The sequence below is a fragment of the Variovorax sp. CF079 genome, assembly GCF_900101545.1.
Taxonomy (GTDB): domain Bacteria; phylum Pseudomonadota; class Gammaproteobacteria; order Burkholderiales; family Burkholderiaceae_C; genus Variovorax.
Genome location: NZ_FMZU01000012.1, coordinates 84,743 through 103,078 on the forward strand (window position 1 = coordinate 84,743; position 18,336 = coordinate 103,078).

At 70.5% G+C, this 18,336-nt stretch carries 17 protein-coding genes; 13 read left to right on the plus strand and 4 right to left on the minus strand.

Going from position 1 to position 18,336, the window contains the following annotated elements; genetic code table 11:
• Positions 1-4 precede the first annotated feature (4 nt).
• The 12 genes from kdpC to BLS74_RS17335 all read left to right on the plus strand — a co-directional run bounded on the left by kdpC (position 5) and on the right by BLS74_RS17335 (position 13,258).
• On the plus strand, positions 5-577 hold the full coding sequence (gene kdpC, locus BLS74_RS17285; protein ID WP_093108369.1) for a potassium-transporting ATPase subunit KdpC: 573 nt from the start codon (positions 5-7) through the stop codon (positions 575-577).
• A gap of 16 nt (positions 578-593) precedes the next feature.
• Entirely contained in the window at positions 594-731 is a 138-nt protein-coding gene (locus tag BLS74_RS34420) for a hypothetical protein (protein WP_170855629.1), read from the plus strand.
• A gap of 15 nt (positions 732-746) precedes the next feature.
• Positions 747-3,500 (plus strand): DUF4118 domain-containing protein, encoded by a 2,754-nt coding sequence (locus BLS74_RS17290; RefSeq protein ID WP_093108495.1) that lies wholly within the window; start codon positions 747-749, stop codon positions 3,498-3,500.
• A gap of 3 nt (positions 3,501-3,503) precedes the next feature.
• The gene (kdpE, locus tag BLS74_RS17295) at positions 3,504-4,196 is read left to right on the plus strand and encodes a two-component system response regulator KdpE (RefSeq protein WP_093108370.1); all 693 of its coding nucleotides are present in this window, start codon (positions 3,504-3,506) and stop codon (positions 4,194-4,196) included.
• A 10-nt stretch (positions 4,197-4,206) separates the two neighbouring features.
• A complete protein-coding gene (locus BLS74_RS17300; RefSeq protein ID WP_093108371.1) occupies positions 4,207-4,974 on the plus strand; it encodes a pseudouridine synthase in 768 nt (255 codons plus the stop codon).
• Positions 4,975-5,038: 64 nt separating this feature from the next.
• Positions 5,039-5,536 (plus strand): (2Fe-2S)-binding protein, encoded by a 498-nt coding sequence (locus BLS74_RS17305; RefSeq protein WP_093108372.1) that lies wholly within the window; start codon positions 5,039-5,041, stop codon positions 5,534-5,536.
• Positions 5,533-7,770, plus strand: coding sequence for a xanthine dehydrogenase family protein molybdopterin-binding subunit (locus BLS74_RS17310; protein ID WP_093108373.1), 2,238 nt, complete (start codon positions 5,533-5,535; stop codon positions 7,768-7,770). Before BLS74_RS17305 ends, BLS74_RS17310 begins: the two co-directional genes overlap by 4 nt.
• Before the next feature lie 57 nt (positions 7,771-7,827).
• Positions 7,828-8,487 (plus strand): response regulator, encoded by a 660-nt coding sequence (locus BLS74_RS17315; protein WP_093108374.1) that lies wholly within the window; start codon positions 7,828-7,830, stop codon positions 8,485-8,487.
• Complete coding sequence (locus tag BLS74_RS17320; protein WP_093108496.1) at positions 8,484-9,857, plus strand: sensor histidine kinase; 1,374 nt, start codon at positions 8,484-8,486, stop codon at positions 9,855-9,857. Before BLS74_RS17315 ends, BLS74_RS17320 begins: the two co-directional genes overlap by 4 nt.
• Positions 9,858-9,864: 7 nt before the next feature.
• Positions 9,865-10,332: a tellurite resistance TerB family protein gene (locus BLS74_RS17325; protein WP_093108375.1), complete on the plus strand. Its 468-nt coding sequence runs from the start codon at positions 9,865-9,867 to the stop codon at positions 10,330-10,332.
• Between the two features lie 113 nt (positions 10,333-10,445).
• Positions 10,446-12,056 (plus strand): serine/threonine protein kinase, encoded by a 1,611-nt coding sequence (locus BLS74_RS35100; protein WP_244503907.1) that lies wholly within the window; start codon positions 10,446-10,448, stop codon positions 12,054-12,056.
• Positions 12,053-13,258: an OmpA family protein gene (locus BLS74_RS17335; RefSeq protein WP_170855630.1), complete on the plus strand. Its 1,206-nt coding sequence runs from the start codon at positions 12,053-12,055 to the stop codon at positions 13,256-13,258. Before BLS74_RS35100 ends, BLS74_RS17335 begins: the two co-directional genes overlap by 4 nt.
• Before the next feature lie 5 nt (positions 13,259-13,263).
• Here the strand turns inward: BLS74_RS17335 and BLS74_RS17340 are convergent, their stop codons facing one another.
• The 4 genes from BLS74_RS17340 to BLS74_RS35665 are packed head-to-tail and all read right to left on the minus strand — an operon-like array spanning position 13,264 to position 17,227.
• Positions 13,264-15,510: a xanthine dehydrogenase family protein molybdopterin-binding subunit gene (locus tag BLS74_RS17340; RefSeq protein WP_093108378.1), complete on the minus strand. Its 2,247-nt coding sequence runs from the start codon at positions 15,508-15,510 to the stop codon at positions 13,264-13,266.
• Between the two features lie 10 nt (positions 15,511-15,520).
• A complete protein-coding gene (locus BLS74_RS17345; protein ID WP_093108379.1) occupies positions 15,521-15,994 on the minus strand; it encodes a (2Fe-2S)-binding protein in 474 nt (157 codons plus the stop codon).
• Positions 15,991-16,881 carry an SDR family oxidoreductase gene (locus tag BLS74_RS17350; RefSeq protein ID WP_244503908.1) on the minus strand — a complete coding sequence of 297 codons (891 nt, stop codon included), beginning with the start codon at positions 16,879-16,881 and terminating at the stop codon, positions 15,991-15,993. Before BLS74_RS17350 ends, BLS74_RS17345 begins: the two co-directional genes overlap by 4 nt.
• Complete coding sequence (locus BLS74_RS35665) at positions 16,850-17,227, minus strand: c-type cytochrome (protein ID WP_093108381.1); 378 nt, start codon at positions 17,225-17,227, stop codon at positions 16,850-16,852. Before BLS74_RS35665 ends, BLS74_RS17350 begins: the two co-directional genes overlap by 32 nt.
• Positions 17,228-17,326: 99 nt before the next feature.
• Between BLS74_RS35665 and BLS74_RS17360 the strand changes: the two genes are divergently transcribed.
• On the plus strand, positions 17,327-18,280 hold the full coding sequence (locus BLS74_RS17360; protein WP_093108382.1) for a LysR family transcriptional regulator: 954 nt from the start codon (positions 17,327-17,329) through the stop codon (positions 18,278-18,280).
• Positions 18,281-18,336 lie beyond the last annotated feature (56 nt).

An 18,336-nucleotide genomic window follows, 5' to 3' on the forward strand; every position in this document is an offset into this window, starting at 1 on the left:
CATCATGAAAACCATTCTTCGTCCCGCGCTCGTGCTCTTCGTGCTGCTCAGCGTGATCACCGGCCTCGTCTATCCGCTGGCCGTGACCGTCGCCGCGCAAGCGGTGTTCCCGGCGCAGGCGGCCGGCAGCCTGATCGTGCGCGACGGCAAGCCCGTCGGCTCCACGCTGATCGGGCAGAACTTCAGCGACACCAAGCACTTCTGGGGCCGCCCATCGGCCACCGCGCCGATGCCCTACAACGCGGGCGCATCGAGCGGCTCCAACCAAGGCCCGCTCAATCCCGCGCTGACGGAGGCGGTCAAGGGCCGCATCGAGGCACTGCGCGCGGCCGACCCCGGCAACACGCAGCCGGTGCCGGTGGACCTGGTCACGGCCTCGGCCAGCGGGCTCGACCCGCACATCAGCCCGGCCGCGGCCCGCTACCAGGCGGCGCGCGTGGCGCGCCTGCGCGGCATGCCGGCCGACCATGTGACCCGGCTGATCGAGGACCACACCGAAACGCCGCTCCTGGGCCTGCTCGGCGAAGCGCGCGTGAACGTGCTCGCGCTCAACCTGGCGCTCGACGCCGCACGCTGAGCAAGGAGCACCTGCCATGCCCGATGAGCTGCTCCATGCGCTGTGCGCCCTCGCGGCCTTCTTCATCCCGATGGGCTTCGCGTGGTTCATGGTGTCGCGCACCGCGCGGCGGCACGCCCGTCGCGATAGGCGCAAGGAGCGGCCGATGCGATAACCTGCAATGCATCGCATGAACGAAATCGCCCGCCCCGACCCCGACGCACTGCTGGCCCAGCTGCGTGCCGACGAGGAGCGCGCCCAGCGCGGCAAGCTGCGCATCTACTTCGGCGCCAGCGCCGGCGTCGGCAAGACCTGGGCCATGCTCAGCGCCGCGCAGCGCGAGCACGCGGCCGGTCGCGACGTGGTGATCGGCGTGGTCGAAACGCATGGCCGCAGCGAGACCGCGGCGCTCCTGGCCGGTCTCGAAACGCTGCCGCTGCGCGACGTGGCCTACCGCGGCCGCACGCTGGCCGAGTTCGATCTCGACGCCGCGCTCGCGCGCAAGCCGGCCGTGCTGCTGGTCGATGAGCTCGCGCATTCCAACGCGCCGGGTTCGCGCCATGCCAAGCGCTGGCAGGACGTGCAGGAGCTGCAGGCCGCGGGCATCGAGGTCTGGTCGGCGCTCAATGTCCAGCATCTGGAAAGCCTCAACGGCACGGTCGGCGCGATCACCGGCGTGCGCGTGCACGAGACCGTGCCCGACACGGTGCTCGACGAGGCCGACGAAGTGGTGCTGGTCGACGTCACCGCGGACGAACTCACCGCCCGGCTCGCGGCCGGTAAGGTCTACATCCCGCAGCAGGCCGAGCGCGCGGCGCAGAACTTCTTTCGCAAGGGCAACCTGATCGCGCTGCGCGAGATCGCCTTGCGCCGCACCGCCGAGCACGTGGAAGACGACGTGCGCGGCTGGCGCATCGAGCAGTCCGGCCGCGAGGGCGAGGTCGGGCCGCCGGCCTGGAACACCTCGGGCGCGCTCCTCGCCTGCGTCGGCCCGCACGAGGGCGCGGGCCAGACGGTGCGCACCGCGGCGCGGCTGGCCGGCCAGCTCAACGTGCGCTGGCATGCGGCCTACGTCGAAACCCCGCGCCTGCAGCGGCTGGCTGCGCCGCAGCGCGACCGCATCCTCGGAGTGCTCAAGCTGGCGGAGGAACTGGGCGCGGAGACGGCGGTGCTGACCGGTGTCGACGTGGCCGAAGAGCTCGCCGCGCAGGCCCAGCGCCTGAACTGCGCGACGCTGGTGGTGGGTCGCGCCGAGCCGGCCCAGGGCTGGCAGCGCTGGTGGCCGCAGCGCGTGCTCACGCGCGAGCTCGCGCGCCATGCGCCGGGCATCGACATCGTCGAGGTCGCGCGCGCCGACAGCTCGCGCCGCATCGCGCAGGCGCGCCCGGGCGGGCGGCGCGGCGACCCCGAGGTGGAGGACAGCGACCGCCCGCATGCGCGCTGGCCCGGCTATGCCTGGGCCGCCGCCAGCAGCGTCGCGATCACGCTGCTCGCCGCGCCGCTGGTCGGCGTGCTGGAGCTGGCCAACATGGTGATGCTGTTCCTGTTGGGCGTGGTCGGCGTGGCGATGCGATTCGGGCGCGGGCCTGCGGCCTTCGCCGCGACGCTCAACGTGGCGGCCTTCGACTTCTTCTTCGTCTCGCCGCGCTTCTCCTTCGCGGTCAGCGATGCGCAGTACGTCGTGACCTTCGCCGTCATGCTCGGCGTCGGCCTGCTGGTCGGGCAACTCACCGCGGGCCTGCGCTTCGCGGCCGGCGTCTCGACCAGCCGCGAGCGGCGCGCGCAGTCGCTGTTCGAACTCACGCGCGAGCTCTCGGCGGCACTCGAAACGAACCAGGTCGTGGCGCTCGGCGCGGCCGCGGTGCAAGGCCACTTCGGCGGCCACGCGCTGGTGCTGGTGCCCGACGCATCCGACCGCCTGGTGATGCCCACCGAGCCGCCGCCCGGCTTCGATGCCAGTGTGGCCGACTGGACCTTCAGGCAAGGCCAGTCGGCCGGCCTCGCCACCGCCACGCTGGCCGCGCAGCCCTGGCACTACGTGCCTCTCAAGGCGCCGATGCGCGTGCGCGGCGTGCTCGCGCTCGAGCCCGCGCAACCGCGCTGGCTGATGATCCCCGAGCAGGCGCAGCAGCTCGACACGCTGGCGCGGCAGATCGCGATCGCTCTGGAGCGGGTGCATTATGTCGACGTGGCGCAGCAGGCGGTGGTCGAGATGGAATCGGAGCGCCTGCGCAACGCGCTGCTCGGCGCGATTTCGCACGACGTGCGCACGCCGCTCACCGCGCTGATCGCGCTGGCCGAATCGCTGCAGGCGCTGCCGGAGGCGCCCGGCGATCAGCGCCGCATCGCGCGCGCCATCGTCGCGCAGGCGCACCAGCTGCATGCGCTGGTCAGCAACCTGCTGGACATGGCGCGGCTGGAAAGCGGCATCGCCGGCGGCGCGGTCAACCTCCGGCGCGAGTGGCAGTCGGTGGAGGAGGTGGTGGGCTCGGCGATCCGCGCCGCGCGGCCCGCGCTCGGCGACATGGCGGTGCAGACCGCGCTGCCGGCCGAGCTGCCGCTGGTCGAGTTCGATGCGGTGCTGATCGAGCGCGTGCTGGTCAACCTGCTCGAGAACGCTGTGAAGTACGGCGCGGCGCCGATCGAGGTCGGCGCGCGCGCCACCGAGCGCGCGCTGGTGCTCAGCGTGCGCGACCACGGCCCCGGTCTGCCGGCCGCGCTCCACGGCCGCGAGCAGACGTTGTTCGACAAGTTCACGCGCGGCCAGGCCGAATCGGCCACACCGGGTGTCGGGCTCGGTCTCGCGATCTGCAAGGCGGTGGTCAGCGCCCACGGCGGCGAGATCACGGCGGCCAATGCGGGCGGCGGCGGGGCAGAATTCACCGTCACGCTGCCGCGCCGGGAACCACCCGAGCCGGCAGAGTCGAGCGACCTTGCCGCCTGAACCATGCCCAGCCCCACCGCCATCGTGATCGAGGACGAGCCGCAGATCCGCCGCTTCGTGCGCGGCGCGCTCGAGGCCGAGGGCTGGCAGGTGCACGAGGCCGCGACGCTGCGCGACGGCCTGGCGGCGGCCGGTACGCGCCAGCCGGACCTGCTGGTGCTCGACCTCGGGCTGCCCGACGGCGACGGTGTTTCGCTGATCCGCGACGTGCGCGGCTGGTCGAGCGTACCGATCATCGTGCTCTCGGCGCGCACCGACGAGGCCGACAAGATCGCTGCGCTCGACGCCGGCGCCGACGACTACCTGACCAAGCCCTTCGGCACCGGCGAGCTGCTGGCCCGCGTGCGCGCCAACCTGCGCCGGCCGCGCACGGCAAGCGGCGCCGAAGAGCCCGAGCCGGTGTTCCGCTTCGGCGAAGTCGAGGTCGACCACACGGCGCGGCTGGTGCGGCGCGCGGGCACCGAGGTGCACCTCACGCCCACCGAATACCGGCTGCTCTCGGTGCTGGTCGCCAACGCCGGCCGCGTGCTCACGCAGCGCCAGCTGCTGCGCGAGGTGTGGGGCCCGTCGCACGGCGAGCAGAGCCACTACCTGCGCATCTACATGGGCCATCTGCGGCAGAAGCTCGAGGCCGACCCGGCGCAGCCGCGCCACCTGCTGACGGAAACCGCGGTGGGTTACCGCTTGATGCCGTGACAATCGCCGGATGACCGACGCGCCCGCACTCTCACGCCTCAACAAACGCATGGCCGAACTCGGCCTGTGCTCGCGCCGCGAAGCCGACGACTGGATCGCGCAGGGCTGGGTCAAGGTCAACGGGCAGGTGGCCGAGATGGGCGTCAAGGTGGGGCCGGCCGACCGCATCGAGGTCGACAGGAAGGCGCAGAACCAGCAGCAGCAACAGGTCACGATCCTCTTGAACAAGCCGATGGGCTATGTGAGCGGTCAGGCCGAGGACGGGCACGAGCCGGCCGTGGTGCTGATCAACCCGCGCACCCACTGGCGCGAGGACCCGAGCCGCCACCGCTTCTCGCCGCCGCAGCTGCGCGGCCTGGCGCCGGCCGGCCGGCTCGACATCGATTCGGTGGGCCTCTTGGTGCTCACGCAGGACGGCCGCGTGGCGCGTCAGCTGATCGGCGAGGACTCGGAGATCGAGAAGGAATACCTGGTGCGCGTTTCCTACGGGCCGGTCGCTCAGAATTCTCAGGCCGCCTTTCCGCGCGAGCAGCTCGCGCGCCTGCGCCATGGCCTCGCCCTCGACGGCCAGCCGCTCAAGCCGGCGCAGGTCGAATGGCAGAACCCCGAGCAGCTGCGCTTCGTGCTCACCGAAGGCAAGAAGCGCCAGATCCGGCGCATGTGCGAGCTGGTCGGGCTCAAGGTCGTGGGCCTGAAGCGCATCCGCATCGGCCGCGTGGTGCTGGGCAACCTGCCGGTGGGGTTGTGGCGCTACCTGGGGCCGCACGAGCGCTTCTGACGGTCTAACGCGCTGCTAATAGTTGCGGCCTAGGCTCGGGGACTCCTTCATGCAGGAGCCCCACATGAATTCCCCATCCATTGCCACCCTCGAACTCCAGGTCAACGGGACGCGCCATCGCGTGGCGGTCGCGCCCGAGGAGCCGCTCCTGTGGGTGCTGCGCGAGGACCTCGGCCATACCGGCGTCAAATTCGGCTGCGGCGTCGCGGCCTGCGGCGCCTGCACGGTGCACCTCGACGGCCAGGCCGTGCGCAGTTGCGCGCTGCCCGTTGCCGCGGCGGTCGGGCACCAGATCCTCACCATCGAAGGCCTGGCGGCGGCGCAGGGCGGAAGCGGCAAGGCGCTGCTGCATCCGCTGCAGCGCGCCTGGATCGCCCACCAGGTGCCGCAATGCGGCTACTGCCAGTCCGGCATGCTGATGGCCGCTGCCGCGCTGCTGGCGCACACGCCGAAACCGAACGACGAGCAGATCGACGGCGCGATCACCAACATCTGCCGCTGCGGCACCTACCCGCGCGTGCGCAAGGCCATCCACGCCGTCGCAGCTGGAGCTTTCGCATGAAGCGCCGCACGCTGCTGATCGGCTCGGCCGTCGCGACGGCCGGCGGGCTGGCCCTGGGCTATGTCGGGATGGCGGCCATGGGCAGCGGCCGCGGCTTGCCGGCCTCGGCCGCGGCCCCCGGCGAAGCGATCCTGGCCGGCTGGGTCAAGATCGGCGAGGACGACAGCGTGACCGTCTACCTGCCGCACGCCGACATGGGGCAGGGCGTCGGCACCGCGCTCGCGATGATGCTGGCCGAGGAGCTCGACGCCGACTGGCCGCGCGTGCGCACCGAGCCGGCGCCGGGCGACGCGCGTTTCGCCAACCGCTTTCTGGCGCGCGGCTGGGTGCTGCAGAACCGGCAGATCCCGGCGCTGTTCGACGGCGTCATCGACACCACCTTCGGCACCATCGCGGGCTTCATCAAGCTGCAGATCACCGGCGGCTCCACCGCCGTGCGCTTCACCGGCCAGAGCGGCATGCGCATCACCGGCGCGCTGGCGCGCATGATGCTGGTCGACGCGGCGGCGCAGCGCTGGGGCGTGCCCGCCGGCGAACTGAGCACGGCGGCCAGCCGGGTGCTGCACGCCGCCAGCGGCCGCAGCCTGCGCTACGGCGAACTGGCCGCAGAAGCGGCACGGCTGCCGCTGCCGTCGCAGCCGCGCTTCAAGCGGCCCGGTGACTACCGGCTGATCGGCACTTCCGTGCCGCGGCTCGACATCCCGGCCAAGGTGGGCGGCAGTGCGCAATACGGCATCGACGTGCGCCTGCCCGAGATGCGCTATGCCGCGGTGCTGGCGACGCCGCGGCACGGCGGCCGGCTGGTGGCGGTCGATCCCGCGCCGGCGCTCGCGATGGCTGGCGTCGAGCGCGTGGTCTCGCTGCCCGATGCGGTGGCGGTGATCGCGACGCGCTACACCACCGCGCGCCGCGCGCTGGCGGCGCTGCGGCCGCGCTTCGAGGGCGGCGACGAAAGCCTCTCCAGCGAACGCCTGTTCGCGGGCCAGCGTGCGGCGCTGGAGAGCGAGGGCAAGAGCCGGGTTGCGATCGGCAACGTGGTGCAGGCCTCCGTGGACGGCCGGCAGCGCGTCGATGCGCACTACCAGGTGCCCTTTCTGCATCACGCGGCCATGGAGCCGATGAACGCCACGGCGCAGCAGGCCGAAGGCCGCTTCAGCTACTGGGGCGGCACGCAGAACCTGTTGTGGGCGCGCAGCGAACTGGCGAAGCTCGCCGGCCTGCCGCTCGAGCAGGTGACGATGCACCCGATGCCGCTCGGCGGCTCCTTCGGCCGCCACGGGTTGCCGGAGATGTCCAACCACATTCCGCAGATCGTGCGCCTGGCCGCCGAGGCCAGTCCGCATCCGGTCAAGATGATCTGGAGCCGCGAGGAAGACTTCGCGCAGGGCGCCTACCGGCCAGCGCTCAGCAGCCGCGTGCAGGCGGTGCTGGACGCGGACGGGCGGCCCCTGAGCTGGGAGCAGCGCTACATCGACACCGCGGGCCGCAACGAGGCCTTCGAGATTCCCTACGCCATCGCGAACCAGTCGATCGAAGCGGTGGACCACCCGCACCCGATCCGCACCGGCGCCTGGCGCAGCGTCTCGCACACGCAGCACGGCTTCTATACCGAGACCTTCATCGACGAGCTCGCGCACGCCGCGCGGCAGGACCCGGTCGAGTACCGCCGCGCGCTGCTGCCGGCCGGCTCGCGCCTCGCGCGCGTGCTCGACGAGGCCGCGCGGCGATCCGGCTGGCGCAGCGCGCCGCCGGCCGGGCGGGCCCGCGGCATCGCGCTGGTGGAAAGCTTCGGCACCGCCGTGGCCCACGTGCTGGAGCTGTCGCTGTCGGACGAGGGCGTGCCGCGCGTGCACCGCATCACCTCGGCGGTCGACTGCGGCCGCGTGATCCATCCGGACACGGCGCGCCAGCAGGTGGAGGGCGCGATCCTCATGGGCCTGAGCGCGGCGCTCGGCGAGCAGATCACCGTGCAGGGCGGCGCCGTTCAGCAGCGCAACTTCGGCGACTATCCGATCCTGCGCATGGCGCAGGTGCCGCCCGAGCTCGACATCCACTTCCTGGCCAGCGAGGGGCCGCTCGGCGGCCTGGGCGAGCCCGGCGTGCCGCCGGTGGCGCCGGCGCTCGGCAATGCGCTGTTCGCGCTGACCGGCCTGCGCATCCGCGCGCTGCCGGTGCTGCCGCAGCTGGCGGCCAGCGCCTCGGCGCGGCGGCTCGCAAAGGCCACGACGTCATAGGGCCTGTCGAAACGATCGGGAGGGCCGTGCTACCGTCGCGGCCAGAGAGAAAAAGCAATGCGTGTACTGCTGGTGGAAGACGATGAAATGATCGGGCGCAGCCTCAGGCAGGCGCTCGAGGGCGGAGGCTGGTCGGTCGATTGGGTGCGCGACGGCGCGCTGGCCCAGAGCGCCTTTGCCGACGGCGGCTACACCTGCGTGCTGCTCGACCTCGGGCTGCCCAAGCAGGACGGCACCGAGGTGCTGCGCCGCGCGCGCGAGCGCGGCGACACCACGCCGGTCCTGGTGCTCACCGCGCGCGACGGCCTGGAAGACCGCATCCAGGGCCTGGACCTCGGCGCCGACGACTACCTGCTCAAGCCCTTCGAGTTCCGCGAGCTGCTGGCGCGCATGCGCGCCGTGATCCGGCGCCGCGACGGCGCCGCGCATTCGGTGATCGGCGGCGGCGGGCTGCAGCTGGACCTGACCACGCGCGAGGTGCTGCGCAACGGCACGCGCGAAGCGCTGACGGCGCGCGAGTTCGCGCTGCTGCACGCACTCCTGGAGCGGCCCGGCGCGATCCTCTCGCGCGAGCAGCTGGAAAACCGCATCTACGGCTGGGGCGAAGAAGTCACGAGCAACGCGGTCGACGTGCTGATCCACGGCATGCGGCGCAAGCTCGGGCCCGAGGCGATCCGCAACGTGCGCGGGCTCGGATGGCGGGTGGCGGCGGCATGAAGAAAGCCTATCCCCGTCCCTGGTACATGCCCTGCTCGCTGCGCGGCAAGCTGCTGCTGTGGCTGGTGTCGCTGCACCTGATTGCGGCCGGCGCGGCGGCCTGGACCTCGTACATGAGCTACGGCCGCATGGTCCATACCTTCATGGACGACCAGATGCAGCTGCTGGCCAATTCCTATGCGGCCAACGACAGCACGCCGGACCTGCAGCCGCTCGGCGACCAGAGCGTCTTCAAGTGGGGCGCCTTCATCGTGCAGATCTGGAGCCCCGACGGCCGCCTGCTCGCGAGCTCGTGGCCGAAGCTGGCCGTGCCGCTGCAAGCTGAGCCCGGGCTGCGCGACGTGCGCACCGGTACCCGCCACGACGATGTCTGGCGCGTCTACACCGCGGCGCCGGGCACGCGGGCCGGGCAATCCCGCGTGCAGATCGCGCAGAGCGGCAGCTTCCTGCACCACGAGGTGAAGCACCGCGCCCTGTTCGCGGCCTTGCCGATCGTGCTGCTCTTGCCCGTCTCGCTGGCGGTACTGTGGCTCGTGGTGTGGCTCACCTCGTACTCGCTGCATGCGGTGGCGCGCGAGGTGGCGGCGCAGGACGAGCGCAGCCTGTCGGAGCTCTCGCTCGCGCGCGTGCCGGACGAGATCGCGCCGCTGGTGAGCGCCTTCAACAGCCTGCTCGCCCGCTTGCGCGAAGCCTTCGCGACGCAGCGGCGCTTCGTGCAGGACGCCGCGCACGAGCTGCGCACGCCGGTCGCCGCCATCGGGCTGCAGCTCGAGAACCTGCGCGCGCACGTGCCGCCCGGCGATGCGGCCGAGCGCTTCGGGCAGCTCGAGGCCGGCGTCACGCGCGCCCAGCACCTGATCGAGCAGCTGCTGCGCCTGTCGCGGCAGGAGAGCGCGGCGCCGGCCGCGGCGCCCGAGCAGGTCGATGTCGCGGCGCTGCTGCGCGAAAGCCTGGGTCAGCTGATGGTGGTGGCCGACCGGCGCCGCATCGACGTCGGCTTCGACGGCAAGGTGGCGCCCGTGGTCAGCGCGCCGGCGGCCGAACTGCGCAGCGTGTTCGACAACCTGATCGACAACGCGCTGCGCCATGCGCCCGAGGGCGGCGTGGTCGATGTGCGGCTGCACGAGGTGCAGGGCCAGCCGGTGGTCGACGTGGTCGACAACGGGCCGGGCATCCCGGAGGAGTTCATGGCCCGCGTCTTCGACCGCTTCTTCCGCGTTCCCGGCACCTCCGCCGGCGGCAGCGGCCTCGGCCTCGCGATTGCGCGCACCGCGGCGCTGCGCAACGGCCTGCGCATTGCACTCAGCAATCGCAGCGACGACGAGCGGGGCGGCACCGGGCTGGTGGCGCGCGTGTACCTGAGCGGCTGACCCTGCCATGCTGAAGACCCTGAAAGACCTTTTCGATGCGCTGCGGCCGCCGGAGGCCGCCGACTCGGCGCAGAACCAGCAGCACCTGCTGCAGCTGGCCACGGCCGTGCTGCTGGTGGAGGTGATGCGCGCCGATCCCGAACTCGGGGCGGCCGAGCGCCGCGCCGTCATCGCCGCGCTGCGCGACAAGTTCGCGCTGGCCGACGACGAGATCGAGCGCCTGCTCGAACTGGCCGAGCAGACCGCCCGGACCGCCACGGACTATTTCAGCTTCACTTCCAGGATCAACGAAAGCTTCGAGATGGCGCAGAAGCTGCGCATGATCGAGCACATGTGGCGTGTTGCCTATGCCGACGGCACCCTGAGCGCGCACGAGAACCACCTGATGCGCAAGGTCGCCGACCTGCTCTACATCCCGCACGGCGCCTATGTGCACGCCAAGATGAGGGCGCAGCAGGCGGCCGACGAAGGCTAGGGCCTGAACAGGCCCCAGGGCACGGGCCGGGGCCTCCTTTCGGCTAGTGCTTCCGGTGAATGCTTTCGTACTCTGTGCGCAGTAGAGTGGGCGCTCACGACTGGGGGTCCTCCGTGATCACACTCGACATGCGCACCGTGCCCGGCCCGGTGACGGGCTTCGGCGCACACGACACGCCGGCACCGGCCTGGGACGCCCCCAACCGGGACAGCGCGCACATCCTGCCCGAGGGCACACGGCTGCTCGACTACGAGATCGTCGGCCCGATTGGCGAGGGCGGCTTCGGCATCGTCTACCTGGCCTGGGACCATGTCCGCGAGCGGCATGTCGCGATCAAGGAATACCTGCCGGCCGTCCTGGCTTCGCGCGCCAGCGCCTCGCCCGGGGTGGTGCTCAAGTCGCAGCGCCATGGCGACAGCTTCCGCATCGGCCTGCGCAGTTTCGTCAACGAGGCGCGGATCCTGGCGCGCTTCGATCATCCGGCGCTGGTCAGGGTGCTGCACTTCTGGGAGGGCAACGGCACGGCCTACATGGCGATGCCGTACTACGCGGGGCCGACGCTGGCGCGCGCGCTGGCCGAGATGGGCCGCGCACCCGACGAGGACGAGCTCATCGGCTGGCTGCGTCCGCTGGTGGACGCACTCGGCACCATGCACGCGCTGAGCTGCTTCCATCGCGACATCGCGCCCGACAACATCCTGCTGACCGACGACGGCCCGGTGCTGCTGGATTTCGGCGCGGCGCGGCGCGTGATCGACGGCATGGGGGCCTCGCCGACGGTGGTGTTCAAGCCCGGCTTCGCGCCGATCGAGCAGTGCGGAGACGGCGCCTCGATGAAGCAGGGCGCATGGACCGACCTGTACGCGCTGGCCAGCGTGGTGTACATGGCGATCAGCGGGCGGCCGCCGGTCCCCTCGATCGAGCGCCTCATGGGCACCCCGCTGCAGCCGCTGTCCGAACTCGCGCGCGGCCGCTACAGCGTGTCTTTCCTGGCCGCCATCGACGCCGCGATGGCGCTGCACCCGCACAACCGTCCGCAGAGCGTGGCCGAGTTCTGGGCGCAGCTGGGCGGTGATGGCGCGCGAGCTTCCCGCGCCGCGCCGCGCCCGTCGAAGCGGCGCGGCAGCAAGGGCAAGATCGCCGCGCTGGCGGCGACAGTGCTGGTGGTCGGCTTGGCTGCGGCCGGCTATTCCCGCTTCGGTGATCCGATCCGCACGGCGCCGCAGGCCTCGCTCGCGGCCCTGCCCGCGAGTTCGCTGCAGGCGAGTCCCGTGGCGACCAGTCCCGCGCCGGCCAAACCGGTGCAGGCACGCGTGATGCCGGCCAGTCCCCAGCGGGCGACGCCGGAGGCACCGGCGCGCGCGATCGCTGCTTTGCCCCCGGCCCCGCTCGACTCTCTGGAAGAGCCGTCCGGTGCGGCCGAAGCCGCGCTGCGTGCGCTGGGCATCCAGCCGGCGCCGAAGCCGGCGGCGAGCGTATTCACCGAGCCCACACCCCCCGCGCGGCGCGAGATACGACGCGAGGCGCGGCGTGAGGCGAGGCGCGAGGCGCGGGCACCGGCGCTGGCGCCGGAGCTCGAGCAAGCCCCGCGTCCGGCCCCGGCCCAGATCGCCCGGACCGAAGCCGTGCCGCAGGACAACCGGTGCGCCGAGATTCTTCAACGGGCCTCGCTCGAACCCCTGTCGCCCGGCGAGGCCGCCTTACTGAGAAAGGGATGCGAATGACCACCACGACCTTCGCTCGCTGGCTGCCGGCCGTGTTCGGGTCCGGCGCCGTGCTGCTCGTCTGGGGGCTGGCCGGCTGCGCCGCGCCGCCTGCCGCTCCGTCCAAGGGCGAACTGTCCTTCGAGCAGGCCGTCGCGCAGGCCACCGACGGCCTCGTCGCGCAGACGCAGAAGCAGCCGGCCTTCATCGCCAGGATGGGCGCCAAGCGCGGCGTGGTGCTCGATCCGATGATCGATGCCGGCAGCGCGCAGCAGACCGTGGCCACGCAGCTGCTGCAGGAGCGGGTCGGCGAGCGGCTGGGCTCGAAGTACGACGCGATCGAGATCCTGCCCTTCCAGAGCGCGAACCTGGGCAAGGCCCGCTACCTGCTCACGGGCACCATGACGCGGCTGTCGGTGAGCGAGGCGCGCAGCCCGCTGCGCATCGATCTCGCGCTGACCGAACTGGCCACCGGCATCGTGGCCGCCCAGTCCTCGGCCGTGGCGCGCGACGACGGCCTGGACCACACACCCTTGCCCTACGACCGCGACACGCCCGTGCCCACCAAGGACCTGGTCATCGAGAGCTACGTGCGCACCACCGCCACGCCGCCCGGCCAGCGCGCCGATCCGTACTACCTGGAGCGCCTCGCGGTGGCACCGGTGATCAAGGAGGCCACCACACACTACAACGCCGAGCGCTATGAGGAGGCGCTGACCCGGTACAGCGCCGCCGGCGCAACGTCCAACGGCGAACAGCTGCGCGTGCTCAACGGCATCTATCTGAGTTCGGCGAAGCTGGGCCGCACGGCCGAGGCCGAGCAGGCCTTCGGCAAGATCGTCGCCTACGGCATCGCCAACCGGCAGCTCGGGGTGAAGTTCCTGTTCAATCCGGGCGGCACCGCGTTCTGGTCGGACGCCAAGATCAGCAGCCCCTACGCCATGTGGCTGCGCGAGATCGCCAGAGCAAGCGCCGATGCCAGGGTCTGCATGGACATCGTCGGCCATACCAGCCGCACCGGCTCGGTGGCGTTCAACGACACGCTGTCGATGCAGCGCGCGCGCTACATCCGCCAGCGGCTGGTCGGCGAATCCACCGTGCTGGGCGAGCGCACCACCCCCAGCGGCAAGGGTTTTCGCGAGAACATCATCGGCAGCGGCACCGACGATGCGGTCGATGCGCTGGACCGCCGGGTCGAGTTCAGGATCGTGGGCTGCGGTTGATACGGTCACGCCAGGTCGAAAGGCAACTGGCGCAGCGGCTTGCCGGTCAGTCGCGCAACGGCATTGGCGAACGCGGGGGCCAGCGGCGGCAGGCCGGGCTCGCCCATGCCGGTGGGCGGCTCAGCGCTGGGCACGATGTGGACATCGAACTCCGGCATGTGGGTGATGCGGGCCACGGTGAAATCGCCGAAATTGCTCTGCTGCACAACGCCCTCCTTCAATGTGATGGCGCCGCCGGGCAGGCACATCGACAGGCCCATGGCCGCCGCGCCCTGCACCTGCGCCTCCACGCTGCGCGGGTTCACAGCCAGGTTGCAGTGCACGCCGGCGGTGACCCGGTGCAGCACCGGCTGGCCGTCGCGCACAGAGGCTTCCGCCACGTAGGCCACCACGGACTTGAAGGACTCGTGTACTGCCACTCCCCAGGCTCGGCCGGCCGGCAGCTGCTTCTTGCCGTAGCCGCTCTGGTCCACCGCCAGTTGCAGCGCGGCGCGGTGCCGCGGGTGTTTGTCGCCGAACAGCTGCATCCGGTAGGCCACCGGGTCCTGCTGGGTGCTGCGGGCGATCTCGTCGATCAAGGTCTCCATCACGAAGGCGGTGTGGGTGGAACCCACGCTGCGCCACCACAGCACCGGCACGTTGAGCTTGGGGTGATGCACGGTCAGCCGCATCGGCAGCGCGTAGGGATCGCGCATGCCCTCCGTGGCCGTGGCGTCAATGCCGTTCTTCACCTGGAAGGGCTCGAACACCGAGCCCGTGGTGATGGACTGGCCGACGATGACGTGGTCCCAGGCCAGCACTTTGCCGCGCTCGTCGAAGCCGATGCGTGCGCGGTGCAGGTGCATAGGGCGGTAGTAGCCGCCCTTGATGTCGTCCTCGCGGCTCCACAGCAGGCGCACCGGCACGTTCAGGCCGGCGGCACGCGCGGCCTTGGCGATCTCGCAGGCCTCGACCACGAAGTCGCTCGTGCTCGAGAAACGCCGGCCGAAGCCGCCGCCCGCCATCTGCACATGCACTGCCACCTGCTCGGGCTTGAGGCCCATCACGCGCGCGACCGCGGCAGCGTCCAGACCGGGGCATTGGGAGCCGGTCCACACCTCGGCGCGCCCTTCGGACAGCTTGACGGTGCAGTTCAGCGGCTCCATCGGCGCATGGGCCAGGTAGGGAAACACGAACTCGGCTTCCAGTTGCCGGGGCGCCGTGGCCAGCGGCGCCATGTCGGCGTCGAACTTGCGTGGACCGGGCCGAGCCGCCAGCTTGCGGTACTGGGCCAGTTGCTTTTCGCTGTCCACCTTCTCGACGGCGGCCGTGTCCCACTGCAGCTTCAGCGCGTCGCGCCCCAGCTTGGCTGGCCAGTAGCCGTCGGCCACCACGGCCACGCCTTCGGCACCGCGATCCAGCGGCACGCGCAGCACGGCCTTCACGCCCTTGACGGCGCGCGCCGCGCTGTCGTCCACCGAGGCCAGGCGGGCGCCGAACACCGGCGGATGGGCCACGACCGCCGTGAGCTGGCCAGGGTGCTTGACGTCGATGCCGAAGTCCTGGCGCCCGCTGCTCTTGGCGCGCGCGTCCAGGCGCGTGGTGGGGCGGCCGATGAGGCGGAAGTCCTTGGGGTCCTTCAGCGTCACCTTCTCGGGCACCGGCAGGGCCATGGCAGCTTCGGCCAGCTCGCCGTAGCCCAGCCTGCGGCCACCCGGGCCGAGCACCGTGCCGGCCTGCGTGCGCAGCGTGGCCGCGTCGACGTTCCAGTGTGCCGCCGCCGCCGCCAGCAGCATGGCCCGGGCGCGCGCACCGAGCTCGCGGTACTGCGTGAAGCTGTTCTTGATCGAATTCGAGCCGCCGGTGATGTGAATGCCGAAGGCCGGGTCGAGGTAGGCGGCGTCGTTCGAGCCGTTGCGGCTGCGTACCAGGCGCCAGTCCGCATCCAGTTCCTCGGCCAGGATCATCGGCAAGCCGGTCTGCACACCCTGGCCGAACTCCAGCCGGTTGATGGTCACCGTGACCTCGCCGCTGGGGGCGATCTGAACGAAGGCCGAGGGCTGCTGCGTCGGCTTGAGGGCGCTGGCCGCCTGGCCGGCGCCGTTGGCCTGCGCCGTTGCCAGGTGAGGAAAGGCGCCGAGCGCCAGGCCGCCGGCACCGGCCAGCTTCAGGAAGCTGCGGCGAGGCAGCGTGGCGGCTTCGTCGGCCGGGCCTCCGGCCATCAGGCGCTGCATGGCGCGTGGCAGTTCGCGATAGTCGATGTTGGGCAACATGGCGCCTCCTTCAGGCGAGGGTTTTGGCGGCATCGGCCACCGCGGCGCGGATGCGGGCGTAGGTGCCGCAGCGGCAGATGTTGCCGGCCATGGCCGAATCGATCTCCGCAGCGCTGGGCTGCTTGCCCCGAGGCAGCGATTTGAGGAAGGCCGTCGCGCTCATGATCTGGCCGCTCTGGCAGTAGCCGCACTGCGCCACGTCGTGCTTGACCCATGCGGCGTGTACCGCCGCACCGACCCGGTCGCTGCCATCGGTCGCGGCTTCGATGGTGGTGATCTTCTTGCCCTCGGCGGCGGAAATGGGCGTGACGCACGACCGGATGGCCTGGCCGTCCAGATGCACGGTGCAGGCGCCGCACAGCGCGGCGCCGCAACCGAACTTGGTGCCGGTCATGCCCAGCGTGTCGCGCAGGGCCCAGAGGATGGGGGTGCCGGGGTCGGCGTCGACCGTGCGCTCACGGCCGTTGATGTTGAGCGCGCTCATCGGAAGCTCCCGTCGGTCGACGTGGAAAGGTCCTCGAGGGCGTGCACTGCCTTCAGTCGAGCCTCCACGGCCGGCGCAACCACTGCTATCGCGTCGCTCCCCGCCACGAACAACCGCGGCGGAATCGCCATGCCCGAGAGCTTCACCAGGACTTGGCCGAGCTTCTCGGGATCGCCCGGCTGCTGGCCAGCGTAGGGGGACCACATCTCCTGGGCGCCTTGCTCCGCGGCAGCGTAGTCGTCGATGCGGCCGCTCGGCCATTTGACATTGGCCGCGTCCAGCAGGTCCGTGCGGAAGAAGCCCGGCTCTACAGCCGTGACCTTGATCCCGAACTTCTCGACTTCCTCGGCCACCGCAAGTGAAAGGCCCTCGACGGCGAACTTGCTCGCGCCGTATGCGCTGCAGTGCTTCAGCCCGACAACGCCGGCAACGGAACTCATGTTGATGATGTGACCGGAGCGCTGCTTGCGCATGACCGGCAGCGCTGCCCGCATCACGTTGCTCACGCCCCAGAAATTGGTTGCGAACTGGCGCTCGATGTCTTGCGTGCTCAGCTCCTCGAAGTTGCCAAGCAGGCTGTAGCCGGCATTGTTCAGCACCACGTCGATGCGGCCGAACCTTTTCACCGCCTGGTCGACGGCAGTCGTTGCTTGCGCCTCATCGGAGACGTCCAGCTGGAGAATCTCCAGGTCGTCGCTCGCAACGTCGCGCGGGGCATTGCGCAGTTTCTGCATGTTCCTGCCGGTGGCGACGACGCGATCACCGGCCGTCAATGCGGCCTTGACAGTGCCGGCACCGATACCGCTTCCCGCACCGGTGATGAACCAGACTTTGCGCATGATGGGTTCCTTGTGATTACTTGGCGCCGTCGAGCGCCCATTGCGCAAGCGACTGCAGATCGGCATCGGGGATCTGGGCTTGCGCCGGCATGGGCATCGCGCCCCACTTTCCCGAGCTGCCGGCCTTGATGCTTGCAGCCAGCTGTGCGGCAGTTCCTTTTCCCTCGCCATACCGTGCCCCGATGTCTTTCCAGGATGGGCCAACCGCTTTGGCCGTGGGCTGGTGGCATGCGACGCACGCGTACTTCTGCGCCAGTGCCTGGCTGGCCACTGCGCGGGTCGGCCACGCGACGCTCACACAGATACCCAGAACCACAACGAGAGAGGCCGCCAAGGAGCCGTGGGTGGCCGTGCCGTGGTCAGTGCTGCGTTGCTGTTTCCAGTCTTGTGTCATTTCTCTTTCATCCTCTATGGGGTGGGTCGACTCTAGGAGCTGGCATAAAAAAGAAAAAGTGGTCAATGCTGAATGCCTTGTGAAGCTAAGCTTCAAGGTATGAAACTCAGCCAACTGGATGGATTGATGGCGTTCTGGAAAGTGGCAGAACATCGCGGGTTCACCGCTGCTGCTGCGGACCTGGAGGTATCACCTTCTGCCCTGAGCCAGGCTATCCGGCAGCTGGAGACACGGTTGGGCGTGCGCCTGCTGAATCGGACCACGCGAAGCGTCAGCCTGACTGAAGCCGGCCATGCCTACCTCGCCCGCATCGGCCCCGCCCTCGGTCAAGTCATCGATGCGGGGGAGGAACTGCACGTCCTTCAGGGGCGGCCTGCCGGCACATTGCGCCTGAACGCCGCGCGGATTTCCACCGCGCTGGTCCTGCAACCCATACTGGCCGGCTTCCTCCAAGAGCACCCCTACGTTCAGCTTGAACTCACCAACGATGAGGGCTTCGTAGACATCGTCGAGAAAGGTTTCGACGCTGGAATCCGTTTTGGCGAGAGCATCCACCGGGACATGGTCGCAGTGCCCATCGGCGGACCGGTCGCCGTCGCGGTGGTTGCGTCACCGGAGTACCTGCGGCGGATTCCCGCGCCTCGTCATCCGGATGACCTTGTGCGGCACAACTGCGTGCGCTTTCGCTTTGCGGCCACAGGTGCAATCTACAAATGGGAATTCGAGGTGGACGGTCGCCCGGTGGACTACGAGATCACGGGCAACCTCACCATCAGTGACACGATGTTCGGCCTGGAAGCTGCGCTCGAAGGCGTCGGATTGGCCTACACCTTCGAGCAGCTGGCGCGGCCCTACATCCGAGCCAAGCGCCTGAAGCGCGTATTGACTTCGTTCTCGCCGACGTTCCCTGGCTTTTACCTGTACTACCCCAGCAGGCACGACCAGCCTTCGAAACTGAAGGCGCTGATCGAGTACGTCAGCCGGCGCATGTCCTGCACGGAACACAATCGTGCCGCGCTCAAGGCGGCATTGAGCATGCAGCGCGCGCACTAACTCGACCAAGTTGCCGGCGTCGGCAAAGGCGAGCGCCCGGCTCAGCTGCTGCGCCG